Genomic DNA, 26,735 nt, shown 5'->3' with positions numbered 1-26,735 from the left:
GAGAGGAGAGCGATTTGACCTGGCAACTGACGGCATTGGACCGGCTCGAAATTCAGGAACTTTATTCACGCTATGCCTGGGGTATCGATCTTGCCGATGCCGACATGGCTTTATCCACTTTCACGCAAGATGCCTGGTTCGACCATCTCTGGCAAGGCCGGGTGCAAGGCCATGAGGCCATTCTGGAAAACCTCCAGTCGCTTTGGAACGACCGGCAGCACTGGTGGTATGGCCGCCAGCATCTGATGAACCACTTCATCATGGAACCGCGCACGGAAGACGGCGAAGTGGATGTCCGCTGCTTCTTTCAGATCGTCCAGTTCCAGACCGACTATAACACCAATTTCGTTTTCGGCATCGGCACGAGAGTGGACCATGTAACGAAGAAGGAAGGCCCCTGGCGTTTCCAGTCTCTCCACGTGAATGCCTGGACTGCGGCCGATCAGGTGCCATGGAAAGGCGAGTTTCTGATGAAGGAGCGGCCAAAACATACACCCAGGCCGGTGCGGGAACAGTGAGGCGATGATGGATATTACCGCAGCCATCAGCCGGCCAGACACAGAAGCCCCCGTCCTCGAGCCAGTCCGGCTGGAACCGCCCCGCCCCGGCGAAATGCTGATCCGCATTGCAGCCGTGGGCATTTGCCACACCGATATTCATGCTCATGAAGGACGGCTGGCGCCGCTTCCGATCGCCCTGGGTCATGAAGGCGCGGGTGTGGTGGAAGCGCTGGGAGACGGGGTTCAGGGTTTCGAACCCGGCGACCACGTGTTGCTGAGCGGCAGTTCCTGCGGCGAGTGCCCGAATTGCCTCAATAACCACCCCACTTATTGCGATCGGGCGATGCCCTTAACCTTCGGCGGACAGCGTCCTGACGGCTCCACTGCTTTATGCTGCGGCGGCGAAGCCGTGCATTCCCATTTCTTCGGCCAGTCGAGCTTCGCCACTTATGCGGTAGTCCCTCAGCGTACCGCCTTTAAAGTAGCGAGAGATTTGCCACTCGATACCCTGGCCCCGCTTGGCTGCGGCGTCATTACCGGTGCAGGCGCAGTGCTTGAAGCTCTGAAACCCGGATTTGGGGACAGCATTGCGGTCTTCGGCTCGGGTGCGGTGGGACTATCCGCCATTATGGCCGCCCGGCTGACAGGTGCCTTGCGGATTGTGGCAGTGGATATCAAACCGGATCGGCTCGACCTCGCACGGGATATGGGCGCAACCGATTATTTCCTCGCCGATGAAGACGATCTGGCGGATAAGATTCGTCAGGTCACCGGGCGTGGCATGGATTATACTCTCAACACCACGACTGCGGCCGCAGTCCATACGCTGGCGCTGGACTGCCTCGCCATGAACGGCACAGCAGGTTTCGTTTCCGCACCGCGTGGTGAATGGACACCGCCTATGTTTCAAATACTGGCCGGGGGGCGGCAATTGCGCGGCATTCTGGGTGGTGACGCTGCACCGCGCCTGTTTCTTCCCAAGCTCATCGCCTACTGGCAGCAGGGCCGGTTTCCTTTCCACCGTCTGATCCAGACCTATCCCTTTGAGCAGATCGGGCAGGCCTTTGCCGATCTGAAAGCCGGTAAAGTCATCAAGCCTGTGCTGCTTATGCCACATGGGGAAAGCGCATGACGCCAGATCTTCGCACACGGATAGAAGCGTTCGGCTCCGACCTTTCACCCACAATGATGCAGGGTACGCAGGCACTTTTTGCCGCCAGTTTTACTGGTTTTTCCGCCCTAACGCAGACCCGGCGAGATCTCTCTTACGGACCTGATGAAAGGCACCGGCTAGATATTGTCCGGCAGGAAGAAACGCAAAGCGCACCCGTATTGGTGTATATTCATGGCGGCGGTTTCGTCATGGGGGACAAACGCTCCCCGGAAGGCCTGCCTTTCTACGATAATGTAAGCGATTTCGCTGCCCGTAACGGCATGATCGGCGTAACCGTGACTTACCGGCTCGCCCCCGATCACCGCTGGCCCGCCGGCCCGGAAGATATGGCTACGCTTATCGCTTGGCTACAATCCAATATCGCCCGATATGGCGGCGATCCCGCGAAGATCTATCTGATGGGCCAGTCGGCAGGCGCGGTACATGTGGCCAGCTATGTCGCCCAGCCACGCTTTCACCAGCCATCGGGACCGGGACTGGCCGGTGCCTTGCTGATATCCTGCATTTACGACATCGCCGCCGCCGATGCCAATCCGTTTCACAAGGCCTATTACGGTGACGATACGGCAGCCTATCCGGCCTGTTCGACAACAGACGGTCTTATCGAAAGCAAAGTGCCCGTGCTGGCGACCGTTTCGGAATTCGATGTGACCGATTTCCAGAAACAGGCAGCGTCTTATGTCGCGGCCTATGCGGAGCAGCAACAGCGCTTCCCCCGGATGCACTGGCTGGCCGGACATAACCACCTCTCGCCTGTGCTGGAAATCGGCTCGCCGAATTCCACGCTCGAACCGATCATCAGCAATTTTGTGGCGCAGACCGCAAACCAAGGAGAGTAAGGCATGGAACCTATCCGTTTTTCCGACAACGCTCTGTTCAAGGGCTGGGGCGAACCCATGCGGACGGAAACGACGATCGAGGGGCTGGAAATTATCCAAGGCTCCATTCCCGAGGGACTGGAAGGCACATTATACCGAAATGGTGCGGACTGGCAGTATCCTTCCGGCAGGGACGACGACATCTTTATCGATGGCGAAGGAATGTATCACATGTTCCGCTTCGAGAATGGACAGGTCAGCTACCGCAGTCGCTGGGTCCATACCGAACGGTATGCCATGCAGGCCGAAGCCCGCCGCGCGCTGTTCGGCCGCTATCGCAACCGTTATACCAACGCCCCCGAAGCGCGCGACGCCAATATGGGGACAGCCAATACGACAGCGATGTTCCATGCCGGGCATCTGTATGCGCTGAAGGAAGACGATCTTCCCTATGAGCTGAACCCGGATACGCTGGAGACCATCGGGCGCACCGATATGGATGGGCAGATCACGGCGCAGACTTTCACCGCCCATCCCAAGGTCGATCCGATCACCAATGAATTACTGGCTTTTGCTTATCAGGCCAAAGGCGACGGCACGAAGGATATCTGCTTTTATCTGTTCGACAAAAACGGGCGAAAAATCAACGAAGTCTGGTTCAAAATGCCGTACGCGGCCTGCGTTCACGATTTTGCCGTTACAGATGAATGGATCGTTTTCCCCTTCTTCCCGCTCATCACCGACATGGATGTCGTGAAAGCGGGCGGCAATTACTTCCAGTGGCAGCCCGATGAGGAAACTCATATCGCGCTGGTGCCGCGTTATGGCGATGCCAGAGACATTAAATGGTTCAAAGGGCCGGCCACCAGCGCAGGCCATATGCTGAATGCAGTGCATGAAGGGAACAAGGTACATCTCGATGTAGTTCTGTATGAAGGGAATTGCTTTCCCTTTTTCCCCTCTCCGGCAGGCGAACAGGCGGCACCCGTACCACCCTTTCTCACTCGCCTGACGATGGATCTCAGCCGTAATGACGGTACATTCGAAAAGGATCGTTTGCTCGATGTGAGTTGCGAAATGCCCCGTACCGATGACCGGTATCAGGGCCGGCCTTACAAGCATGGCTTCGTGATTGTCTATCGCTCGAAAGACGGGTCCAGCTCTACCGGGCGGATCGACTTCGAAACGGGCAGGCTGGATACTTATTCACCCGGTCCGGGCAATACGGTGCAGGAATGCCAGTTCGTTCCGCGTCGCCCCGATGCCCCCGAAGGGGATGGCTGGCTGCTGGTTCCCGTGGCCCGCATATCCGAACATCGCAGCGATCTCGTGGTGCTGGATGCACAGGATCTGGCAGCGGGCCCTGTCGCGACGATCAAACTGCCGGTGCGGGTGCGTTCGACATTTCATGGCACATGGGTGCCGGCTGAAACACTCAAATCAGGGCAATATTCCTATGAATTAGGCTCAGCCTGACCTTCCCAGACCCCAAAAAGGGGCGGGAAATCAAAAATAAAATACAATGGAGGGAGAGATGAAGACTTTACTTTGGGGGGCAAGCCTCGGCTCGCTTGTCATAGCTGGACAAGTCCAGGCGCAGGACCGGGCTAACACAACGGATCACGCCGCTCTTGAGCAGGATCGTGGCCAAATCGATACGATTGTCGTTACCGCCAACCGGCGATCGGAATCCGTGCAGGATTCCTCGCTATCCATCGCCGTGATTGGCGGAGACGATCTGGCCGATGCAGGCGTCAGCGAAGCGACCGACCTGGGGTCGGTCGTGCCGGGCCTCACCGTCAGCCTGGGCGGCGGCGTGGTGCAGACCTATATGCGCGGTGTGGGGGATTTTGCCACCAATGCCAATGCGGAAAGCGCCATCGCCTATAATATTGACGGGGTCTATATTTCACGCCCCAACGGCATCGGGCCGATCTTTTTCGATCTGGAACGTGTGGAAGTGCTCAAAGGTCCGCAGGGTACGCTCTATGGCCGCAATGCCACAGGGGGCGCGATCAACCTGATAACCCGCAAGCCCGAAGCAGGGTTCTCCGGAGAAGTCAGCGCGGAAATCGGCAATTACAATGCCCGGAAAATCAGCGCAGCAGCGGGTGGCGGAACCGAGACTTTCGCTGTTCGCGGAGCCATCCAGTATAACAAGCATGATGGCTATCTCAGTGATGGTTATAATGACGCGGACAGCATCGCCGGGCGGCTCATTGCGCGTGTCCGCCCGTCGGAAACAATCGATCTGACCGTGATGGGCGAATATCTGGATATGGACAGCCAAGGCGCCGCAACGATCAAACGCTCCATGTTCACCCCTGTCCCCGAAGACCACTGGGAAGGCCCATCCATAGGCAACATACAGCAGCCGCCAACGGCTTTCATTCCGGGCGGGACACGTATCGAGGATGACGGCTTTAACGACACGAAAGTCAAGGCCGTCAGCGCGGAGCTGAATGTCGATCTGGGCGGTGCCACAGTCACATTCCTGCCTGCCTATCGCGATACGGATGCAGCCTATCTCACCTATACGCCTGGATTTTACTATAATACCGCGGAAACCTCGAAACAAACCAGCATAGAGTTGCGGCTCGCCAATGACGGAGAGGCGCTGACATGGGTTGTGGGCGGCTATTTCTTCGATGAAGATCAGACGCAGAATTATGAATTGCGCGCCATCCCCATCCAGCAAAGCACCGTATCGACCGAACTGGGCACGCGGGCCTATGCTCTATTCGGTGAAGCTACATACAGCATAAGCCCTGAATTTCGCCTAATCGGCGGGTTACGCTGGTCTCGCGACGAAAAAAGCCAGTCGGGCCTTTCCAATGCGATCTTGCCGACACCGGGTCAGACCGATAACTTTGCCGAGCGCGATTTCGAAGATGTTAGCTGGCGCGCCGGTTTTGAATATGATGTCGGGCCTGAGAACATGCTCTTCGGTACAGCGGCGACGGGCTACAAAGCGGGCGGTTTCTTCCCCAGCGTGCCCTACCCCGATAACAGCTATGAACCCGAACAGCTCACGGCTTTCACTCTGGGCAGCCGCAACCAGTTCCTCGACCGGACATTGCAGCTCAATCTGGAGGGCTTCTACTGGAAATACGACAATAAGCAGGAACGTTTTCTGGGAGCGACACCAGGCGGAACAACCGGTCTGCTGACCACCAATGCCGGCAAGGCAACGCTCTATGGTGCCAGCATGGATATGCAGTTCAAGCCGACGCGGAACGACATTTTTCACTTCGCTGTGGAATATCTTCACACCAAATATGACCGCTTCCTCTACCAGGTCTATAACCCGTCCAGCACGGCACCGATCATCAACAGCTATCCCGAGAATGCTACATCATGCTCGCTCGGCCCGGTTGAGCCCTACACCGCCAATGACGCTATTCCCCCTTTGCAATATGACTCCACCCAATCGGTCGATTGTTCAGGTAAGCCGTTGGTACGTGCGCCGAAATGGACGGGCTCCATGGGCTATCAGCATACATTCGAACTGGGCGGCGGAACGGTCATCATCGCCGGAGCCGACGGGCAGTTTTCTTCCAGTCAGTATCTCTCGCCCGATTTCATCGAAAGCGGCCGGGATAACGGTTACCTTTCGATCAATGCAGATGTAACGCTTGAGCTGCAATCGGGTCTGTCGATCAAGATATGGGGCCGAAATCTGACCAATGAAGCAATCTATACGGGTGGCGGGCGCTATGCCTTCTCCCGCCCGCTCGCTGCCGGAGGGGATCCGACGCTGTTCTACGCCAATATCCGCGCCCCGCGAACATATGGCGGCACGGTGAAGTTCCGTTTCTAAAGAACAGCTCCGGCTTACCCGGCTTTCAGCCCCGGCCAATTTCTGCCGGGGCTGAAAGATACTGAACGGGACTTGCACCGATTTTGTGCCGGTTCGCTGCACTTCATGCTGCTGCTCGTAGCGCGGCTGGAACAAGGGCGGCACAGCTACTCGCCGTTCGTACAGGCGTTCGCCGCGTTCGCTACGTTCAAGGAATACTGCGCTGCCCAACAGGCTGTGGGACTGCTCAATCCGCGCGACCTACCCGTTGTCATCATGTGCCTACGTTGCTGTGAGGAAAATGGGACGTGGCAGACCTGTTAGCGGCAATCGGATTTGGCAGACGGGGCTTCGCTAAAAGGTGGCTATTTTCCAATCACCGCAATAATTGCCGCGATATCTGCCTCTGCATGCATCGCCTCACAGGCTTTGAGAGCCGCACACGAACAGTATATCCATCATGGCTTCATAGGCTTTGCGATCTGCCGCCTCGCCGACCGTAAGATGGAAGGCGAGCGGTCGTCGGAGAGCATCAGCCAGGCGGTGAAGCTACTGGTGAACCCATCCCGCGAGCGGTCAAGAACGCGCTAATGAGCCCCCTTTTTTCCGCCCGCTGCCGAGATGTGGGCGCAAACGGTAGTGCTATCGATGCTGTAGTGACCGCTGTCCGCCATGATCTCCGCGAGTGTCACGGCCACGGTCTCCTAACCCCTCGGCTTCGCAACATACAGGATAAAGGACAGTCGATTTGGTAGAAATAAGCTCAACAGAAATCGCATGACTTTGCCGTAAGCGACTGATAGCTTTTTTCTTTGATATTTAATGAAAAACTGGTGCGCCCGACAGGATTCGAACCTGTGGCCCCCAGATTAGGAATCTGGTGCTCTATCCTGCTGAGCTACGGGCGCGTGCCGGATTTCGTGGAAAGCGATAGTTTCAGCATGGGCTGCCGTCAATCACAAAGCCCGATCATGGAACGCAGGCGTTCAGTTCATTTCGTCGGGCGGAGAAATAGGGAAAAGTAAAGGCGAAACGGTAATACCTTCTTCCAGCAATTCGCGTGTTTCTTCCGCCGAAGCCCGACCATGAATGGCGTCGCTTTTCTTTTCGCCATAATGCATGGCCCGCGCTTCTTCGGAAAAACGGCTGCCAACCCATGTCGATTCTTTGAGCGCCTCGGCCTGCACCTGGGCCAGTTTTTCGAGCGCCTGTGCAACCTGTGGCGGCATTTCTCCTGCCGTTACATCCTGCGATGGTCCGTGCAGAGCGTCGCCCTCTTTTTCGGCGTGTTTCGTTTCATCGCCTGGAGCATGTTCGCGCGGTATAGGATGGCTTTGCTGGTTACCCTTGCGCGGGACAGCAGGTGCCATAGGTGCCTTTTCGATTTGTGCAGAACCGCATTGCGGGCAGCTCAGCAACTCTCGCTCCTGCTGACTGGCATAATCCTGTGACGACCCGAACCAGCCTTCAAAACGGTGGCCCGAGGAACAAACGAGATCAAAAACAATCATGATGTCATCGCTTTAGACAGGATGCGACGATTGGCAAGGCTCGGAAGCTGTTCGCGAATGTCTGTGATCCGTTTCGGGTCAATCTCGGCAAATCCAAGTCCAGGACCGTCTCCTCCCATATCGAGGACTATTTCTCCCCAGGGATCAACTACCAGAGAATGACCATAGGTTTCGCGTCCATCTGCATGTATGCCAACCTGTGCAGCAGCGATGACATAGGCGCTGGCCTCGACCGCGCGAGCGCGCTGCATAAGATGCCAGTGCGCTTTACCGGTGGGCACGGTAAAGGCCGCAGGAACGGCAATCGCATCGCAATGCTGCCGCCCCAGCTCATCGTACAAAGCCGGAAAACGAATATCATAACAGATCGACAGCCCTAACCTGCCTACCGGTGTTTCGGCTGTCACGACTTCTTCACCCGGCACATAGGCAGCCGATTCACGCCAGGTTTCGCCACTGGCCAGTTCCACATCGAACATATGGATCTTGTCATAACGTGCCGCGATATTGCCTTCGGGTGTGAGCAATAGCGAACGGTTGGCCCAGCGCCCGTCAAAACGCCGGATGGCAAGCGAGCCGAGGGCTACCCAAATACCGTGCCTCGCTGCAACATTACGCATTTCGGCCAGGACCGGGTCCTGCGCCTCTTCAACGATATGCTGATCTGCCCTCTCCCGCTGGCGGTCGAGTAAACCGCACATTTCAGGCGTGAACAAAATCGATGCACCGTCCCTGGCCGCATCGCTTGCCGCATCGGCCATGATGCGAGCATTGGCCAGTGGATCAATCCCGCTGGTCATCTGCAACAGAGCAATTCGTGTTGTGGAAGTTGTTTCGGCAAGCGTCACGATACTCTTATCCTCACATACCCAGCATAGAGTCGAGCTTGCCTTCACGGTCCAGCGAGGCAAGCTCGTCCGAACCGCCAACGGCTTTGTCATCGATAAAAATCTGCGGCACGGTCATGGCATCGGGTTTTCGCTCAAGCATTTCATCGCGTTTGGGGCCACCCATCGTGATGTCATATTCCTCATAATCGACCCCCTTGCTATCGAGCAGTTGTTTGGCCCGAACGCAGAAACCGCAGCCGAATTTTGTGTAAATTTCTACTTTGGGCGCACTCATGAATATTCCTTTGCTTAACGTCAAAATGAAGGGTGCTTGAAAGCTTGTTCCAAACCCTTATCTAAGTACAGCTTGCCAGCGCCGAAAGGGCTGAAGGCAAAGGGTGCCGGATGGACCGGACCCAATATTGTTCAAATTGCTCAGAAGAGGATTTGTTTCATCATGAACCGTCTTGATTTCACCCCTTATCGTCGTTCCACTGTCGGTTTTGACCGTTTGTTTGATCTGCTCGAAAATCAGGTCCGCAACAATAGTGGCGACAATTACCCCCCTTTCAATATCGAACGGCGTAGTGAAGATGCCTATCGCATTACGCTTGCCGTGGCCGGTTTCCGCCCGCAGGATATCGATATAACCGCTCAGCAGAATTTGCTCGTTGTTCAGGGCAAAAAACGTGACGAACAGCCCGAAGGCGAGCTACTCCATGTCGGCATCGCCAATCGCGGTTTCGAGCGCCGTTTCGAACTGGCTGATTTCGTACGGGTGGATAGCGCAGACCTGCAGGATGGCCTGCTCATGATTGACCTTGTTCGCGAAGTGCCTGAAGCTATGAAGCCGAAGAAAATTCCACTTAATGGCCAGCACTCGCTTGAAGTTGTCGATACAAATACGAGCAATCGCTCCGATAGCGATCAGGCTAACGCAGCCTGATTGGTTATCGACGCTAAACGACGTCTAATCGCTCATTATATTCGGTGATACATATTCGGGGGCGAAACCTGTTAGAAGGTTTCGCCCCCTCGACGCTGCGCGCCGATTTACCTTTCAAGAACGTCCATCCGGGTCGCAGAAGATGGCCATTCCCGAAAAGTAAGTCGGAACCGACAGGTGCTCCGGTTACGCCTCAGATTCCCGAACTGCTCTTCCTTCAAAGGGAAGAAAACTGACGCGGCACGAACGGAAATTGATACGATAAATTTACAATAGCCAAGACCGGTAAGGTGTTGAGGGGTTGTGATGCAAGTTGTTTTTGCGAAATAGTCGCAAGCATCTGAAAAAGCTGAACCTCATCTCCTTATCACACAAGCCGCGATTGCTGCACTGCTGCGGCAATGAAGCTGGCGAAAAGGGGATGCGGATCGAAGGGCTTGCTCTTCAGCTCCGGATGGAACTGGACGCCTACAAACCACGGATGGTCGGGGCGCTCGACAATTTCCGGTAACAGGCCATCGGGTGACATACCCGAAAAAATCAAACCGCCCTTTTCCAATGGCTCGATATAGGCTCCGTTCACTTCATAACGATGGCGATGGCGTTCGGAAATATTCGTTGCGCCGCCATAAATTTCGGAAACCTTACTGCCGGTTTTCAGCTTCGCCTCATAGGCTCCGAGTCGCATCGTCCCACCCAGATCGCCACCGGCCGCCCGCTTCTCGAGCCCTTCTGCGGTCATCCATTCGGTAATGATGCCCACCACCGGCTCAGTTGTTTCGCCAAATTCGGTTGAAGAAGCTGCCGCAACGCCTGCCGTATTACGCGCGCCTTCCACGCAACTCATCTGCATACCGAGACATATCCCGAAAAAAGGAACATTCCGCTCACGAGCAAAGCGCACGCTGGCGATTTTGCCCTCAGAACCGCGTTCACCAAAACCGCCGGGTACGAGAATACCATGCATCGGTTCGAGCTGGGAGACGATTTCCGAATCGTCCTTCTCGAACAATTCGGCATCGATCCACTGAATATTGACCTTCACCCGATTGGCCATACCGCCATGCACCAGCGCTTCATTGAGCGATTTATAGGCATCGGGCAGGCCGACATATTTGCCCACCACACCGATCGTCACTTCACCTTCAGGGTTGTGATAACGGTCGATAATATCATCCCAGCGCGACAGATCGGGAAGCCGTGCATCCTCAATGCGGAAGTGGCGCAGAACTTCGGCGTCCAGACCTTCGGCATGATATTGCAATGGCACGCCGTAAATGCTTGGCGCATCGAGCGCCTGAATAACCGCTTGCGGACGAACATTGCAGAATAAGGCGATCTTGGCCCGTACGCTTTCAGGCAGGGGATGTTCGCAGCGACACAGCAAAACATCGGGCTGCACACCCAGACTGGTCAATTCGCGGACCGAATGCTGGGTCGGTTTGGTTTTCAGCTCACCCGCAGCAGAAATGTAAGGCACAAGCGTGACATGGATAAGCGCGGTCTGATCGCGCCCCAGCTCATTGCGCAGCTGGCGGATGGCTTCGATAAAAGGCAGGCTTTCGATATCGCCTACCGTTCCGCCGATTTCACACAGGACGAAATCGAGATCTTCCGTATCGGCTTTGGCGAATTCCTTGATCGCATCGGTTACATGCGGAATCACCTGCACTGTTGCGCCAAGATAATCACCGCGCCGTTCTTTGGCGATGATCTGCTGATATATCCGGCCCGATGTAATATTATCGCTCTGGCGGGCAGATACGCCGGTAAAGCGCTCATAATGCCCGAGATCGAGATCGGTCTCAGCCCCGTCATCGGTCACATAGACTTCACCATGTTGATAGGGGCTCATCGTCCCTGGATCTACATTGAGATAGGGATCGAACTTACGAATGCGGACCTTGTAGCCGCGCGCCTGCAAAAGGGCAGCAAGACTTGCTGCCATAAGACCTTTGCCGAGCGAGGAGACCACGCCGCCGGTTATAAAAATGTACCGCGCCATGGGAGTGTGGCCTTACTTTGATAAATGGATTCGAGGCAAGCCCCGGAATGGTTCATTCCACAGGCTTTTCAGTCGGAGTAAGCACAAAAGCGCTGCCTGCCCTCAAAACGAAGGCTTCCAACCGGGCGAAGGAGAGAAGCCCGGCCACTGTGTGCCGGGCTATTGCATTTTACTGGGAAACATCTGCCAGCGGATCATCGCTGGCCGGTGCTGCTGTCTGTTCATCGGATTCGGCGCTGTCGGCTGCGTTCAGCGGATCCTGCTGCTGAGCGGCAGGAGCGACCGACCGGTCAAGCGTATCGTCAATATCGTCACCCGAGGTCACATTCACAGCCAGAGCAGCAAGCACGATCGAGAGGACGACAAACAGAGCTGCAGTATATTTCGTCATCCGGGTCAGGAAATCCGCCGCACCGCGCGCCGACATCAGACCACCGGGGCTGCCGCCGCCACCAATGCCCAGACCACCACCTTCAGACCGCTGCATCAGCACAAGAGCGACAAGCGCTGCGGCGACAATCGCCTGAACAACGGTGAGGAAGAGGAACAGGGACATGAAGCAACCACTCTAAACAATAAATCAGACCTGCCGCGCAGATAGCGATGTGCTGCGGCATTCGCAAGGCGCGGCTGCAGATGAGGCAAAGCCGCGCATTCCGTCTGGCACCCGATCAGGTGCCAGACGCATTTTTTTAATGCTCGACGCTTTCCGCCGCAGCCACCACGATACCAAGAAAACTATCTGCCGTGAGACTCGCACCACCGACAAGTGCACCGCCGACATCAGCGACGGCCAGCAATTCTGCCGCATTGTCCGGTTTTACCGAACCGCCATAAAGAATCCGGATTTCTTCGGCCGCATCGCCATATATTTCTGCCAGCTTCCCCCGGATCGTTCCATGCATTGCGGCAATATCTTCCACTGTCGGAGTCCGCCCCGTACCGATCGCCCAGACAGGCTCGTAAGCGACGGTTACTTTCTCGCCAGATTCGGCGCATGGCGGAAGCGATCCAACAAGCTGATCCGTCACGATTTCTTCCGCCTTGCCGGCATCGCGTTCCTGCTCGGTTTCTCCGACGCAAACGATGATATTGAGGCCTGCTGCAAGAGCGGCCTGCGCCTTGGCCTGAATATCGGCATCGCTCTCGCCGTGATCGGCACGACGTTCACTGTGACCCAGAATCACGAATCCTGCGCCCGCATCCCTGATCATGGCGGCAGAAATATCACCGGTATGCGCACCGCCTTCGGCAGCATGACAATCCTGTGCGCCGATACCGATCAAATCGGCTTCCTTACGCGCGGCATGGAGCAGCGTGAATGGCGGAGCCAACGCCACTTCAGCCTTCATAAGGCGCTCGGCAGCGCGATCTATCGCGCGCGCCTCGGACAGCATGGAGCGAGTGCCATGCATTTTCCAGTTGCCGACAATATAGGGGCGCTTGGCCATCGGGTATCCCTGATCCCTCTATTTCCAGAAAACTGCCTCTAAGGCGAAAGTGAAGGCGCGCTAATCCGGCAAACACGTTTTGTCAAAGTCGGACTCCCGGATCACAAGATTGACGCGCTGGACTGTTGCGGGCAAGCCGCAGGCCGGATAAAGCGCCTTTTCATATCGGCGCGTACCGTTCTGCGTGTGTTATTTGGAAGATATATACCCAATATGCTTCAGCTGTTCCGCAATTTTTTCAAGTCCAAGCTCGGAATCGCCTTTACGCTCGGCTTCCTTGCGCTGATTGCTATCGCCTTTGCCAGTTCGGATGTTGCCAGTAGCGGCTCCTTCGGCGGTGTTTCGGGCGGTGACCGCGTGGCCGTCGTGGGCGACACAAAAATCGGCACAGCGGAATATTCGATGAATGTCACCAATGCATTCAACAATATGCGTCAGCAGAATCCGACATTGACTATGGACGCTTTCGTCTCGCAGGGCGGCGCCGACCAGGTGTTTGAACAAATGCTTCAGCGCACCGCCGTGGCAGAATATGCCCGCAAATACGGATTGCGCGCCGGACAGCGCTTGGTGGATAGCGAAATCATTCAAAGCGGCAGCTTCAACGGGCCTGACGGATCGTTCGATCAGGATATGTTCCGTGCAGTTCTCCAGCGACAGGGGCTGACCGAAGCGGCTGTTCGCAGCGATCTGGCGGCCGGCCTCCTTGCCCAGCAGCTGACTCGCCCGGTCGGCTTTGGCGCAACTATGCCGCGCTCTATCGCTCAGCGCTATGCTGCGCTTCAGGGGGAAAGCCGCAAGGGAACGATTGCCATCATTCCGAGCATGGCTTTTGCTCCCAAGGATGATCCGACCGATAAGCAGGTGCAGGAATATTATTCACAGAACAAACAGAATTATATCCGCCCCGAGCGCCGTGTGATCCGTTATACAACCTTCGGTCCGGATGCTGTGGGCGATGTCCCCGCGCCCACCGATGCGCAGATCAAGGCACGCTACGAACGCGATGCAGACCAATATGCGGCCTCCGAAAGTCGCGAATTCACGCAGCTCGTTCTGCCTACCGAAGCCGCAGCCAAAGCGGTACTCGATGAAGTGAATAATGGCAGCTCGCTTGCCGCTGCAGCGAAGTCCAAAGGTCTTGAAACGACCTCTGTCGGCCCTGTGACCCAGTCGGAACTGGCCCAAAACGCCTCGGCAGCTGTGGCCCAGGCCGCTTTCGCCGTGGATCGGGGCACGATTGCCAAGCCTGCCCGGGGCGGTCTTGGCTGGTATCTGCTGCGCGTCGATTCGGTGAAGAGCACACCGGCCCGGAGCCTCGATCAGGTGCGCGGAGAAATCAGCGACACTCTCGCTGCAGAGCAGCAGCGTGCCGCTCTGGTCGATCTGAGTACGAAGATCGAAGATGAAGTGGATAGCGGGCGCAGCCTTGCGGAAATCGCCAAGGAACGCGACTTAACCTTGCAAAGCACAAAGCCACTGACGGCTGAAGGCAACGTGTATGGCACGCCCGGTGAAAAGGCTCCGGAAGTGCTCAATCGCGCACTGACAACGGCGTTCCAGATGCAGGAAGGCAAACCGCAGCTCGCCGAAGTGGACCCGGGCAAGACGTTCCTGATCTTCGAAGCACAGGAAATCACACCTTCGGCTGCCGCTCCGCTCAAGGATATTCGCGAACAGGTCGTGGCTGCATGGCGTCGCCATGAAGGTTCGGTGAAAGCCAAGGAAGCCTCGCAGCGTATTATGAAGCGTCTGGCCGATGGCAAGAGCTTCAGGGAAGCTATGGCAGCCGAAAAGACCACTCTGCCCCCTGCCGATTCCATCGATATGTCACGCGACGAGATTGCCCGCGGCGGTCAGGTGCCCCCGATCCTTGCTCTGTTCTTCAGCATGGCCGAGGATACCACCAAGCGGCTTGAAGCACCGGGTGATAATGGCTGGTTCGTGGCGCAGCTCGATACAATTACGCCGGGCAAACTGGATGATGACGATCCCTCTATCGGGCAAGTCCGTACCCAGCTCGGTCAGCTTGTCGGTGACGAATATCTCGAACAATTCGTCAAAGCCGTGGAAAAACAGATCGGGACCGAGCGTAATTCCGCGGCGATCAAAGCTGTGAAAGACCAGCTCACCGGCGCGAATAACCGTCTCAATTGAGGATAAACGGGGCCGGACCGGCCCGAGAAAACGATAATGACAGAACTGGAAAACGCCGCCTCCGCCCGTGATCTGATCGCTCAAGGCAAGCCGGCGCTTGTCTGGCGCAAGATCGTTGCGGATACGGAGACGCCGATCGGGGCCGCACTCAAGCTGATCGAGCCCGGCCGCGGCGATTTCCTGCTCGAATCCGTCGAGGGCGGCGATCAGCGCGGGCGATATAGTCTGCTCGGCATCGCTCCCGATCTGGTTTTCCGCGCCACCGGCACAAGCTGCGAAGTCAATCGTCACTGGACCTATGACCAGAGCGGTTTCGAGCCTTTACCGGGCGACAGCCTGAGCGAATTGCGCGCTCTCGCTCAGGCTTGCCGGATCGATGTCCCTGCCGCATTGCCGCCGGCACTGGCCTGTCTGGTGGGATATTTCGGCTATGAAACGATTGGCCTGGTCGAAAAACTGCCGCGCGCGGCGCAAAGCGATCTCAACGTACCGGATATGCTGTTCGTCCGGCCGACCGTGCTTCTGGTGATGGACGGACTATCAGACGAATTGTTCTGCATCGCTCCGCTCTGGGTCAGCGACACACCTGCGGATGCAGCCCTCGCCCGCGCTGAAGAGCGGATCGATGCTACACTGGCACGGCTCACCGGTCCGGTGCCGGATCTCCCGCAAAGCACCGATTTGCCTGCTATGGAGCTGATTTCACGGATTGCGCCCGAAGATTATGCCGGCATGGTCAACCGGGCGAAGGAATACATAACGGCGGGCGATATTTTCCAGGTTGTGCTTTCGCAGCGCTTTACATGCCCCTTCCCGCTCCCGCCGCTCGCGCTTTACCGTGCCCTGCGCCGGGTCAATCCATCACCGTTTCTCTATTTCCTCGATCTGCCCGATTTTGCAGCCGTAGGCTCCAGCCCCGAAATCCTCGTCCGCGTGCGCAATGGTGAAGTGACCATTCGCCCGATTGCCGGCACTCGCCCGCGCGGCGCGACAACCGAGGAAGATCTGGCCAATGAGGAAAGCCTGCTGGCCGATGCCAAGGAACGGGCCGAACATCTGATGCTGCTCGATCTCGGACGCAACGATGTGGGCCGGGTTTCTTCCGCAGGCAGCGTAAAAGTGACGGCCAGCTTCACGATTGAGCGATACAGCCATGTAATGCACATTGTGAGCAACGTAGTGGGCAAACTCAGTCCCGATCATGATGCTATCGATGCACTGTTTGCGGGTTTTCCGGCGGGCACGGTCTCTGGCTCCCCCAAGATTCGTGCCTGCGAGATTATCGCGGAGCTGGAACCCGAAACGCGCGGGCCTTATGCTGGCGGGGTTGGCTATTTTTCACCCGATGGCTCCGTGGACAGCTGTATTGTCTTGCGCACTGCCATGGTGAAAGACGGTGTAATGCATGTTCAGGCCGGAGCCGGTATCGTGGCAGACAGCGACCCGGATTACGAACAGCGCGAATGCCGCCACAAGGCCGGAGCGCTGATCGCCGCCGCCCGCGAAGCCGCACGTATTGCCGGCGAACCGGGCTTCGGTCAGTGACGCCGCACCCCTTGATTGTCGCTTCAAAACGGACAACAGCACAGCCATGATCCTCGTCATCGACAATTACGACAGTTTTACCTGGAATCTGGTCCATTATGTGATGGAACTGGGCGCCGAAGTGAAAGTGGTGCGCAACGATGCCCTCACGGCCGCCGAAGCACTGGCCAGCGGAGCAGAAGGCTTTCTTATTTCCCCCGGCCCCTGCACGCCCACCGAAGCCGGCATCAGCCTCGACCTTGTGGCCGCCTGTGCACAAGCAAGACGTCCGCTGCTCGGTGTTTGCCTCGGCCATCAGTCTATCGGCCAGTATTTCGGGGCAACAGTGAAACAGGGGGCGCTGATGCATGGCAAAACCTCACCCGTAACGCATGATGGCAGCGGTGTGTTCAAAGGCATCCCTTCACCCTTTACGGCCACGCGCTATCATTCTCTGATCGTCGAGGACATTCCCGAGGTGCTGGCTGTTAACGCCACCAGCGAAACACCTGGTCTCGACGGCACATCAGTCATGGGCTTTCGTCATCGCGATTTACCGATCCATGGTGTGCAGTTCCATCCCGAAAGCATCGCCACAGAGCATGGACACGATTTGTTGCGCAATTTCCTCGATATCTGCCGCTCGTCAAATGAGACTGCGGCATGAGCTTGCCTTCTGTCGCAACTCCGCTGAACGAAACCGCTGCCGAAGAGGCTTTCGGAACCATTCTCGATGGCGGTCCGGCCGATGAAGACATTGCAGCCTTTCTGACAGCCTTGTCCGATCGCGGTGAAACAGCGAGCGAAATTGCCGGAGCTGCGAAAGCGATGCGGGCACGAATGATCCCTGTGAACGCGCCCAGCAATGCTATCGATGTTTGCGGAACCGGCGGAGACGGCCATCATACATTGAATGTCTCGACCGCCGTTTCGCTGGTGGTCGCGGCATGCGGCGTGCCGGTCGCGAAACACGGCAATCGCGCGGCGAGCTCCAAGGCAGGGGCTGCCGATACACTGGAAGCACTGGGGCTCGATCTCGATCGCGCCGCAGAAACTGCGGCTGAAACATTGGAAGATATCGGGATTTGTTTCCTGTTCGCCGCCAGATACCATCCGGCGATGGGCCGGATCATGCCGATCCGCAAAGCCATTGGACGCCGGACGATCTTCAATCTGATGGGACCGCTGGCCAACCCTGCAAGTGTAAAGCGCCAGCTCGTCGGTATCGCCCGCCCTGCTTATGTTCCGATCTATGCCGAAGCGCTGCGCCGCCTCGGTACCGAACATTCACTGGTCGTTTCGGGCGATGAAGGACTGGACGAACTGAGCCTTGCCGGTGGCAATGAACTGGCCGAAACACGGCTCGATCAGGTATCGATGAAACGCATCCAACCGCGCGATGCAGGGTTACCCTGCCATCCGATCACAGCTATTCGGGGCGGAGACGCCGCTTTCAACGCAGATGCGCTGCGCAGGCTGCTCATGGGCGAGCCGGGGGCTTATCGCGATGCCGTTCTGTTCAACACAGCGGGCGCTCTTATCGTTGCCGGCGAAGTCGAAAGCTGGACCGAAGGTGTGGAGGAAGCCGCCGAAGCGATCGATAAAGGGCTCGCCAAGGCGCTGCTGGATTGCTGGATCGACGCGGTGAAATGACCATGACCAACAAACTCATCGAAATTTGCGACACCAAGCGGGGTGAAGTCGCCACACGCAAGGCTCAGACTACACTGGAAGATCTCGACCGCAAGGCCGCTATAGCCTCACCCCCTCGCGGCTTTCGCAAAGCGCTGGAGAACAAAGCAAAGAACGGCTTCGGCCTGATTGCAGAAATCAAGAAAGCAAGCCCCTCCAAAGGACTGATTCGAAATGATTTTCGTCCCGCAGAACATGCCAGAGCCTATGCTGATGGCGGAGCGGCCTGCCTGTCTGTTCTAACCGATGCGCCCTATTTTCAGGGTCATGAGGATTATTTGATCGACGCGCGAGCGGCCTGTTCGCTGCCCGTCCTGCGCAAGGATTTCATGGTCGATCCCTGGCAGGTTGCTGAAGCCCGCTCCATCGGAGCTGATGCTATTCTGGTCATCGTCGCAGCGCTCGAAGACAGCCAGATGGCCGAAATCGAAGCCGCTGCCATGGAACGTGGCATGGATGTGCTGGTCGAAGTCCATGATGAAAGCGAGATGGACCGCGCTGCAACTCTTAAATCGCGGCTGATCGGTGTGAATAATCGTGATTTACGCCGTTTCGTCACCGATCTGTCGATCACCGAAAGGCTTGCGCCGCTGGCTCCAGAAGGTTCGCTGCTGGTCGGTGAAAGCGGAATTGCTACTCATGCCGATCTCGAACGTCTGGCACAGCATGGCGTACGTTGTTTTCTTGTCGGTGAAAGCCTGATGCGGCAAAATGATGTGACAGCGGCGACGAGGGAATTGCTGAACGCATGAGCAAACTTACCCATCTCGATGAGCAGGGTCAGGCCCATATGGTGGATATTGGCGGCAAAACCGCCACTTCCCGCAGTGCGACGGCCACAGGGCGGATTTGCATGTCCGCCGAAGCATTGTCTGCAATCCGCGATGGCGATACTCCCAAAGGCGATGTGCTGGCCGTGGCACGGGTGGCCGGAATCATGGCAGCCAAAAAAACCGGCGAGCTGATCCCTTTGTGCCACCCGCTCGCGCTCGATGCTGTCACAATCGATTTCACATTTGAAGATAATGCCGTACGGGCTACGGCGAAAGCCTCCCTTACGGGAAAAACTGGAGTGGAAATGGAAGCTATTACAGCGGCTTCCATCTCACTCCTGACAATTTACGATATGGTTAAAGCGCTCGATAAGCAGATGGTTATCGAACAGGTCTTCTGTCAGGAAAAGACCGGCGGCAAATCGGGTGACTGGCATTTTTCGGGATGAGCCTGCCCCAACCTCTTCCGCTTGCTGAAGCACAAGCAAAACTGATCAAACTGGCGCAGACGATGTCTGTAGAGCATCGTTCCCCTGCAGAAGCTGTCGGCCATTACCTTGCCGATCCCCTTCTTGCCCGCCGGACGCAGCCCCCGGCCGATCTTTCCGCTATGGATGGTTATGCCATGCGCGCAGGCGATGTCGTGGGCCCCTGGAAGCTTGTGGGCGAAAGCGCTGCCGGACACCCTTTCGCAGACAGTCTTCAGGCCGGAGAAGCCATTCGCATATCGACCGGTGCGATCCTGCCGCGCATGGCCGGTGCCATATTGTTGCAGGAAGAAGCCGAAATCACTGAAGGATACGTTCATGTAGTTCCCGGCGGCCTTGCCACACCCCGCCATATCCGGCGCGCCGGTTTCGATTTTTACGAGGACGATCTGATTCTCGAGAAAGGCACAGTGCTTGGCGCCCCGCAGATCGCTCTGGCGCTGGCGGGCGGTCACGCCACCCTGCCGGTCCATGTCTTCCCGCAAGTTGCGATTATGGATACGGGAGATGAGCTTGCAGCCCGCCCCGATCAGTGCGGGCCCGGCCAGATTCCAGCCAGCAATGGCGCTATGCTCCAGGCTATGGCCCGCCCCTATACGTCGCGAATCGCTTATCATGGCCCGATCCCTGACGATCTCGATCTGCTAAAAACCGCGCTGGAACAGGCAGGTGAGGCCGATATTATCGTCACCAGCGGAGGTGCATCGGTGGGCGATCACGATCTGCTGAAACCGGCCATGGAGGCCGCAGGCTTCACCTTATCTTTCTGGCGCGTTGCCATGAAGCCCGGCAAACCTTTGATGGTAGGCCAAAAAGGCCGCCAGATTGTGCTCGGCCTGCCCGGCAATCCGGTTTCGAGCTATGTCACGGCCTATTTCTTCCTTCTGCCTTTACTACGCGCCATGGCCGGCGCGCGGCAACCTTTTATGCAAAGCTGGCCGATGCGTCTTGCCGAGAACCTGCCTGCAGGGGGCAAACGCCTGGAGTTTCTTCGCGGTTCATATGGCGATAGGGGGATTTCGCCGGTCGATGGCATGCAGGACAGCAGCGCTTTGCTAGCACTGAGCCGGTCGGATGCGCTGATCGAACGCCCCGCCATGGCTGAACCGGCCAAAATCGGCGATATTGTGCAGGTATTTCCCCTCGATACACTCTGAATGGCTTGACCGCTCCTGATAAGTTGCCTAATTGTTCTTCATTCGTTCACGCATTGGAACATGATGAGCGACATGAGGAGACGGTATTCATGCTGACCGCCAAGCAACACGAATTGCTGCGTTTCATCCAGCACCGCCTCGATGAAACGGGGATCTCGCCCAGCTTCGAGGAAATGAAGGATGCGCTGGAACTGAAATCCAAATCGGGTGTGCATCGCCTGATTTCAGCGCTCGAGGAACGCGGCTTCATTCGTCGCCTGCCCAACCGGGCCCGCGCGCTTGAGGTTTTGCGTCCCCTCGATGAAGCAGGTGCCGCCCGCAGCAGCGCTTCTTCGAAAGCGATCGGCAGCCATAGTGCTCTGACAAATGTCGCAGATGCGCCTCCACCGCCTCAACCTGCGAATGACGTGATCGAAATTCCACTGCACGGCCGCATTGCAGCGGGCATGCCGATCGAAGCGCTGGAAGATACGCAGACCCTTCCCGTTCCGGCAGCGTTGCTGGGAAGCGGCGATCATTATGCGCTGGAAGTATCTGGGGACTCCATGATCGAGGCGGGAATTCTCGACGGCGATTTTGCTCTTATCAAGCGCACCGATACGGCGCGCGACGGGGAAATCGTGGTGGCACTGGTGCGCAATGAAGAAGCAACGCTGAAATATTTGCGGCGCGACGGCGGCAAGATCCGGCTCGACCCGGCCAACGCTGCTTATGAAGCGCAGATCTATATGCCCGATGAAGTACATGTTCAGGGTAAACTGGCAGGGCTTCTGCGCCGTTATCACTGATAACGGCTGCTCTCCGGCTTTCCGTCGCCAGCAGGCTGGAACCGGACAGACCCGGCCTTATACGTCCTGATAGAAAGTCAGCATATTAGACTGGTAAATAAGTGTTTTATTAGATTATCTTTCAAAATAACGATTTCATGACAGGTCTTTCGGCATGGGAGCGATAGGGAGACCAGCCATGCTGACCCTGCATATCGGCAACGCTACGAATTGTCCGATCATCCAGTGAAATGGATAACCCACCCGTCTGCAACAACATGCGCCGGTCGGCTTTCAGCCATCGCGGACGGCAACTGCGCGGCAGAAACCGGCTGGCGATGACGATATCGGCACGTTCGCAGGCTGCCGCGAGACCTCTTTCGCTAACCTGCTCGCGATTGCGTGCCATCAGAATATGCCAGTCGCGATCCCCGCGGCGCAGACTAACGACACAGAAGTCCCGGCTGCATTCACTGCCCGGCCAGTTCGCCAGAGGCCGTAAACCGCCATCCATACCCGACAGTTCCAGCAGATTGTCGCGCGTATAATCGCTGCGCGTATCGCGCAGACTGAGCAAATGCTCTCCTTCGCCCGTAATCGCGACATGCCGTCCATCGCCGGTTATCAGCAAGTCCGGCCTCGGCGTGGAGAGCACCATGATTGTCGCGACAGCAATCGGAGCGCTTCCCAGCAGCCGCACCCGGCCGCGCCACAGGCCGAGCCACAGACCACCCAAAATGAACAGCGCAAAAGTACCTGTCCCCATAACCGGCAGCATTTTCACCGCCCCCGGTTGCCCGGCCGTAAAATGCGCAATGGCGAGCAGCACGTCGAGCGAAAGGCCCGCGCACCACCAAACCGGACCGCCCAGCCCGACCAGATCGAACAGCAAGGCCAGTGCGATAAGCGGCATAGAAATGAATGTTACCAGAGGGATAGCGATGACATTAGCTAAAGCACCGTAAACACCGGCGCGATGAAAATGGAACAGTACAATCGGCATTAGTGCCAGTTCGATGACGATCCCGGTCAACAACAGCATAGCGACACGGCGCCCCATCCAGACCGGCCAGCTTTCTTCCCGTGGCGCCAGAAAGCGCCGTATAGGGGCCGCGCTATGCAGGGCTATAATCGCCATCACAGCGGAAAAGCTCATCTGGAAACTCGGCCCCACCAGCGTTTCGGGCCAGAGCAACAGCACCACGAAAGCGGCAACCGCCACCATCCGGAAGGAGAGCGGTTCCCGCCCGATAGCCAGTGCCAGCAAAACCAGCACCGCACCGATGCAACTGCGGACCGTGGGCACTTCTGCTCCTGTAAGGAGGGTATAGCCGATGCCGGCCAGCGCAGAAATGGCGGCCGCCAGCAAAGGCAAACGACAGCGCAAAGCAAGCCATGGCACGAGGCCAAGGAGCTTGAGCGCCAGAAAATAGGTTGCAGCGATAATGGCACTGACATGTAAACCGCTGATCGAAAGGAGATGGGTCAGCCCGGCATCGCGCATGGCATCTTCATCCGCTTCGCTGATCGCGCCGCGATCTCCGCTGGCAAAAGCCGCGGCAATATGGCCGGGTGCCCCCTCCAGACGACTCCTGACATGACCGGAAATAAATCGCTGTAAACCCTTGAAAAAAGAAAGTTTGCGGCTGTTTTTGAGCACGGTCACATCGCCCAGCACGCTGCCTGTTGCTACAAACCGCTGAAACCAGGCTGTGCGAGCGAAATCGTATCCCCCCGGCAAGGCAGGCGGCGCAGGCGGCATAAGCCGGACCTGTGCCCGAATGACGGCCCCTTCGCGCAGGGCCGGATCGTCCTTGTCGAGCGGTACATTCACCCGGATCTTGCTGGCCTGCCCATCCCCCAGATCGCGCGTAGCCAGAACCAGACGCAGCCGGTCCGCTGCCGGTTGCTCGATTCTTTCGAGAATCCGCGCCTTAACGGTAGCGATTTGAGGGTTTTTCAACGCTTCTGCACCGACCATTTCAGACCGTATCCAGATCCACGCGACTCCGAAAATGAAACACAGCAGCAGAGTCGTGACAGCAAGACGCAAATGGTTGCGCGCAATTTTTTTTGCCCAGACAAGCCATCCTGCCGAAGCACAAATGAAAGCGATCAGAGTAGCGCAAACCCACGCGACTGGCCCGGAAAGCCCGAACCAGAGCGCGATTCCGGCCGCGAAAGCGACCACAAGCCAAGGCGCGCGATCAAAGCCCGCATTGGCCAAAAATGTGTCAGCATAGTCCCCCAAGCTGGACAATTGCGCCCGCTTTCGCCAATGCGTGCGCGGCAGTGCAGCATCTGTCAGCCGTTCCCCCATCGGGACGATTGGTGTCTGCTGCCCCCTGCCCATGATAACTATAGGATAGGAATAAGGTTAATATGGCAAGCGATAGCGTAGCATCGGCAGACGGAAAACGTCCGGTCGTCACGCGCTTTGCCCCCTCACCCACCGGCTTTCTGCATATCGGCAATGCTCGCACGGGGCTTTTTTCCTGGCTCTACGCCCGGCATAATGGTGGCAAGGCACTACTTCGTATCGAGGATACGGATAAAGCGCGCTCTACCAAAGAAGCCATCGATGTCATTTTCGACGGGCTCGACTGGCTCGGTCTCGAATTCGACAATGAGCCGGTTTTTCAGTCCGAACGCGCCGAACGTCATGCTGCAGTGGCTCAAAAGCTGCTTGATGCCGGGAAAGCCTATAAGTGCTTCGCGACATCGGAAGAACTGGCCCAGATGCGCGAAGAACAGCGCGCTGCCAAAAAACCGCTGCGTTACGATGGCCGCTGGCGCGATCGTGATCCTGCCGAGGCCCCCGAAGGCGCGCCTTTCACGATCCGTATCAAGACACCCGAACGGGGTGAAACCGTGATCGAAGATGCCGTTCAGGGCCGCGTGAAGGTCAACAATTCGGAAATCGACGATTTCATCCTGCTGCGCGCCGATGGCACACCGACTTATATGCTCGCTGTGGTGGTTGACGATATCGATATGGGCTGCACCCATATTATCCGCGGCGACGATCATCTGAACAATGCCTTTCGCCAGCTGCAGATTATTCATGCCATGCAGGGTATCGAAGATGGCTGGGAAGATCCGGTTTACGCGCATATCCCGCTGATTCACGGCAATGATGGAGCCAAGCTCTCCAAACGACACGGCGCACTGGGCGTGCGCGCTTATCGGGACGAGCTGGGCATTTTGCCGGAGGCGCTGTTCAACTATCTGCTGCGCCTTGGCTGGGGCCACGGCGACAAGGAAGAATTCACCCGCGAGGAAGCGATTGCGCTGTTCGATCTCGAAGGCGTGGGCCGCAGCCCGTCGCGCTTCGATCTGAAGAAGCTCAACAACCTCAACGGTCACTATATTCGTGAAGCTGACGACGCCCGACTGGCGAAATTGGTAGCCGAACGAATTGGTGAGAAGGCCGATATCGATCTCCTCACCGAAGCGATGCCGGTTCTCAAAACCCGCGCACGCACCATCATCGAACTGGCTGACGGAGCGGCTTTCCTGTTCAAGGAAAGGCCGCTTGAAATGACGGAAAAAGCCGCCAGCTTGTTGGATGAAGAAGCACGCGAGCGGCTCGCCGTGATTTCAGCCCGGCTCAAGGGTGAATCGGACTGGACAACGGAGGCTCTCGAAGCCAATCTTAAACAGCATTCCGAAGATCTCGGGCTGGGACTTGGCAAGCTCGCACAACCATTACGGGCGGCGCTGACGGGCCAGACAACCTCGCCCGGCATTTTCGATGTGCTGGCCCTTCTGGGAAAGGAAGAAAGCCTTGCGCGGATCGACGCGCAGGCGGATTCTGCCAGCAATATTTAATGAACAAGGAGACGCGCTTTGGCTGACAAACAGGCAACGCTGAACGTAGACGGTAACGATGTGGAATTTCCTGTCCTGCAGGGAAGCACCGGGCCCGATGTGATCGATATTCGCAAGCTCTACGGCAGCACCGGTAAATTCACTTTCGACCCGGGATATAAGTCCACGGCGTCCTGCGAAAGCGCGCTCACCTATATTGACGGTCAGGAAGGCGTGTTGCTGCATCGCGGCTATCCGATCGGTCAGCTGGCGGAAAGTTCCAGCTTCATGGAAGTGGCCTATCTCCTGCTGAACGGTGAATTGCCGCAGGAGCAGGAACTCAACCATTTCGAATATACGATCAGCCACCACACGATGCTGCACGAGCAGCTTCGCCATCTCTATCAGGGTTTTCGCCGCGATGCGCACCCGATGGCGATCATGTGCGGCGTGGTCGGGGCACTTTCGGCATTTTATCACGACAGTACCGATATCTCGGATCCCGAGCACCGCAAGATCAGCTCTCACCGTCTGATTGCGAAAATGCCCACGATTGCGGCCGCGGCTTATAAATATTCCATCGGTCAGCCGATGCTCTATCCGGACAATTCGCTGTCTTACACCGGCAATTTCCTGCGTATGACCTTCGGCGTTCCGGCCGAAGAATATGAAGTCATTCCGGAAGTCGAAAAGGCTATGGACCGGATCTTCATCCTTCATGCCGATCACGAACAGAATGCCTCCACCTCGACCGTACGTCTTGCCGGTTCTTCCGGTGCGAACCCCTTTGCCTGCATCGCAGCCGGCATCGCCTGCCTGTGGGGCCCGGCACATGGCGGCGCGAATGAAGCAGCGCTCAACATGCTGCGTGAAATCGGCACGCCCGACAAAATTCCGCATTATATCGAGCGGGCCAAGGACAAGAACGATCCGTTCCGCCTGATGGGCTTCGGGCACCGCGTCTATAAGAACTACGATCCGCGCGCCACGGTCATGCAGAAAACCGTCCGTGAAGTGTTCGATGCACTCAAGGTGGACGATCCTGTATTCGAAACCGCTCTGCGCCTCGAAGAAATCGCCCTGAACGACGATTACTTCGTCGAGAAGAAGCTGTTCCCCAACGTGGACTTCTATTCGGGTATCATTCTTTCGGCGATCGGCTTCCCGACGACCATGTTCACCGCGCTCTTCGCGCTTGCCCGCACGGTGGGCTGGGTTGCACAATGGAACGAAATGATCTCTGATCCCGGTCAGGTCATCGGTCGTCCGCGTCAGCTTTACACCGGGCCGACACAACGCGATTATATTCCGATGGATAAACGCTAACGGAGAA

Annotated in this window: 23 protein-coding genes and 1 tRNA gene; 16 read left to right on the top strand and 8 right to left on the bottom strand. The window is 57.1% G+C overall.

What is annotated here, in order from left to right:
• Positions 1-14 precede the first annotated feature (14 nt).
• From D6851_RS02205 to D6851_RS02185, 5 genes are read left to right on the top strand one after another with little or no spacing between them, the layout of a single operon-like run.
• Positions 15-518, top strand: coding sequence for a nuclear transport factor 2 family protein (locus D6851_RS02205; protein ID WP_183029947.1), 504 nt, complete (start codon positions 15-17; stop codon positions 516-518).
• A gap of 4 nt (positions 519-522) precedes the next feature.
• Positions 523-1,632 (top strand): NAD(P)-dependent alcohol dehydrogenase, encoded by a 1,110-nt coding sequence (locus D6851_RS02200; RefSeq protein ID WP_238473895.1) that lies wholly within the window; start codon positions 523-525, stop codon positions 1,630-1,632.
• The gene (locus tag D6851_RS02195; RefSeq protein WP_120323212.1) at positions 1,629-2,513 is read left to right on the top strand and encodes an alpha/beta hydrolase; all 885 of its coding nucleotides are present in this window, start codon (positions 1,629-1,631) and stop codon (positions 2,511-2,513) included. Before D6851_RS02200 ends, D6851_RS02195 begins: the two co-directional genes overlap by 4 nt.
• Before the next feature lie 3 nt (positions 2,514-2,516).
• Positions 2,517-3,968, top strand: coding sequence for a carotenoid oxygenase family protein (locus tag D6851_RS02190; RefSeq protein ID WP_120323211.1), 1,452 nt, complete (start codon positions 2,517-2,519; stop codon positions 3,966-3,968).
• Between the two features lie 58 nt (positions 3,969-4,026).
• A complete protein-coding gene (locus tag D6851_RS02185; protein WP_183029946.1) occupies positions 4,027-6,312 on the top strand; it encodes a TonB-dependent receptor in 2,286 nt (761 codons plus the stop codon).
• An 810-nt stretch (positions 6,313-7,122) separates the two neighbouring features.
• Here D6851_RS02185 and D6851_RS02175 read toward each other — a convergent pair.
• The 4 genes from D6851_RS02175 to grxC all read right to left on the bottom strand — a co-directional run bounded on the left by D6851_RS02175 (position 7,123) and on the right by grxC (position 8,927).
• A tRNA-Arg gene (locus tag D6851_RS02175) sits at positions 7,123-7,199 on the bottom strand.
• 78 nt (positions 7,200-7,277) lie between these two features.
• Positions 7,278-7,802: a DUF1178 family protein gene (locus tag D6851_RS02170; protein WP_120323208.1), complete on the bottom strand. Its 525-nt coding sequence runs from the start codon at positions 7,800-7,802 to the stop codon at positions 7,278-7,280.
• On the bottom strand, positions 7,799-8,650 hold the full coding sequence (locus D6851_RS02165) for a carbon-nitrogen hydrolase family protein (RefSeq protein ID WP_274379032.1): 852 nt from the start codon (positions 8,648-8,650) through the stop codon (positions 7,799-7,801). The genes D6851_RS02170 and D6851_RS02165 overlap by 4 nt, the downstream gene beginning before the upstream one ends.
• Positions 8,651-8,663: 13 nt before the next feature.
• The gene (gene grxC, locus D6851_RS02160) at positions 8,664-8,927 is read right to left on the bottom strand and encodes a glutaredoxin 3 (RefSeq protein ID WP_120323206.1); all 264 of its coding nucleotides are present in this window, start codon (positions 8,925-8,927) and stop codon (positions 8,664-8,666) included.
• 162 nt (positions 8,928-9,089) lie between these two features.
• Between grxC and D6851_RS02155 the strand changes: the two genes are divergently transcribed.
• Positions 9,090-9,578, top strand: coding sequence for an Hsp20 family protein (locus D6851_RS02155; RefSeq protein WP_120323496.1), 489 nt, complete (start codon positions 9,090-9,092; stop codon positions 9,576-9,578).
• A 367-nt stretch (positions 9,579-9,945) separates the two neighbouring features.
• Here D6851_RS02155 and D6851_RS02150 read toward each other — a convergent pair whose 3' ends face one another.
• The 3 genes from D6851_RS02150 to tpiA all read right to left on the bottom strand — a co-directional run bounded on the left by D6851_RS02150 (position 9,946) and on the right by tpiA (position 13,034).
• A complete protein-coding gene (locus D6851_RS02150; RefSeq protein ID WP_120323205.1) occupies positions 9,946-11,583 on the bottom strand; it encodes a CTP synthase in 1,638 nt (545 codons plus the stop codon).
• A 169-nt stretch (positions 11,584-11,752) separates the two neighbouring features.
• Positions 11,753-12,133, bottom strand: a complete 381-nt coding sequence (secG, locus tag D6851_RS02145) for a preprotein translocase subunit SecG (protein ID WP_120323495.1) — start codon at positions 12,131-12,133, stop codon at positions 11,753-11,755.
• Between the two features lie 142 nt (positions 12,134-12,275).
• Positions 12,276-13,034, bottom strand: a complete 759-nt coding sequence (tpiA, locus tag D6851_RS02140; protein ID WP_120323204.1) for a triose-phosphate isomerase — start codon at positions 13,032-13,034, stop codon at positions 12,276-12,278.
• A gap of 213 nt (positions 13,035-13,247) precedes the next feature.
• Here tpiA and D6851_RS02135 point away from each other — a divergent pair, with 213 nt between their 5' ends.
• The 8 genes from D6851_RS02135 to lexA all read left to right on the top strand — a co-directional run bounded on the left by D6851_RS02135 (position 13,248) and on the right by lexA (position 21,613).
• Positions 13,248-15,191, top strand: coding sequence for a SurA N-terminal domain-containing protein (locus D6851_RS02135; protein WP_120323203.1), 1,944 nt, complete (start codon positions 13,248-13,250; stop codon positions 15,189-15,191).
• Positions 15,192-15,227: 36 nt separating this feature from the next.
• Positions 15,228-16,736, top strand: coding sequence for an anthranilate synthase component I (gene trpE, locus D6851_RS02130; protein WP_120323202.1), 1,509 nt, complete (start codon positions 15,228-15,230; stop codon positions 16,734-16,736).
• A 46-nt stretch (positions 16,737-16,782) separates the two neighbouring features.
• Entirely contained in the window at positions 16,783-17,382 is a 600-nt protein-coding gene (locus D6851_RS02125) for an anthranilate synthase component II (protein ID WP_120323201.1), read from the top strand.
• Positions 17,379-18,368: an anthranilate phosphoribosyltransferase gene (gene trpD, locus D6851_RS02120; protein WP_120323200.1), complete on the top strand. Its 990-nt coding sequence runs from the start codon at positions 17,379-17,381 to the stop codon at positions 18,366-18,368. Before D6851_RS02125 ends, trpD begins: the two co-directional genes overlap by 4 nt.
• Positions 18,369-18,370: 2 nt before the next feature.
• On the top strand, positions 18,371-19,159 hold the full coding sequence (gene trpC / locus D6851_RS02115) for an indole-3-glycerol phosphate synthase TrpC (RefSeq protein ID WP_120323199.1): 789 nt from the start codon (positions 18,371-18,373) through the stop codon (positions 19,157-19,159).
• A complete protein-coding gene (gene moaC / locus D6851_RS02110; RefSeq protein ID WP_120323198.1) occupies positions 19,156-19,629 on the top strand; it encodes a cyclic pyranopterin monophosphate synthase MoaC in 474 nt (157 codons plus the stop codon). The genes trpC and moaC overlap by 4 nt, the downstream gene beginning before the upstream one ends.
• The gene (locus D6851_RS02105; protein WP_120323197.1) at positions 19,626-20,825 is read left to right on the top strand and encodes a molybdopterin molybdotransferase MoeA; all 1,200 of its coding nucleotides are present in this window, start codon (positions 19,626-19,628) and stop codon (positions 20,823-20,825) included. The genes moaC and D6851_RS02105 overlap by 4 nt, the downstream gene beginning before the upstream one ends.
• A gap of 89 nt (positions 20,826-20,914) precedes the next feature.
• On the top strand, positions 20,915-21,613 hold the full coding sequence (gene lexA, locus D6851_RS02100; RefSeq protein ID WP_120323196.1) for a transcriptional repressor LexA: 699 nt from the start codon (positions 20,915-20,917) through the stop codon (positions 21,611-21,613).
• Positions 21,614-21,734: 121 nt separating this feature from the next.
• On the opposite strand, the gene D6851_RS02095 is transcribed toward lexA, so the two are convergent.
• Positions 21,735-23,852, bottom strand: a complete 2,118-nt coding sequence (locus D6851_RS02095) for a ComEC/Rec2 family competence protein (protein WP_238473894.1) — start codon at positions 23,850-23,852, stop codon at positions 21,735-21,737.
• A gap of 122 nt (positions 23,853-23,974) precedes the next feature.
• Here D6851_RS02095 and gltX point away from each other — a divergent pair, with 122 nt between their 5' ends.
• Complete coding sequence (gltX, locus tag D6851_RS02090) at positions 23,975-25,423, top strand: glutamate--tRNA ligase (RefSeq protein WP_120323194.1); 1,449 nt, start codon at positions 23,975-23,977, stop codon at positions 25,421-25,423.
• A gap of 18 nt (positions 25,424-25,441) precedes the next feature.
• The gene (locus D6851_RS02085; protein WP_120323193.1) at positions 25,442-26,728 is read left to right on the top strand and encodes a citrate synthase; all 1,287 of its coding nucleotides are present in this window, start codon (positions 25,442-25,444) and stop codon (positions 26,726-26,728) included.
• The last annotated feature ends 7 nt before the right edge of the window (positions 26,729-26,735 follow it).

The sequence above is a fragment of the Altericroceibacterium spongiae genome, assembly GCF_003610805.1.
GTDB classification, from domain to species: Bacteria; Pseudomonadota; Alphaproteobacteria; order Sphingomonadales; family Sphingomonadaceae; genus Altericroceibacterium; species Altericroceibacterium spongiae.
Note: the sequence above shows the minus strand (reverse complement) of the source record. Positions and strands in the feature narration are given on the sequence as shown.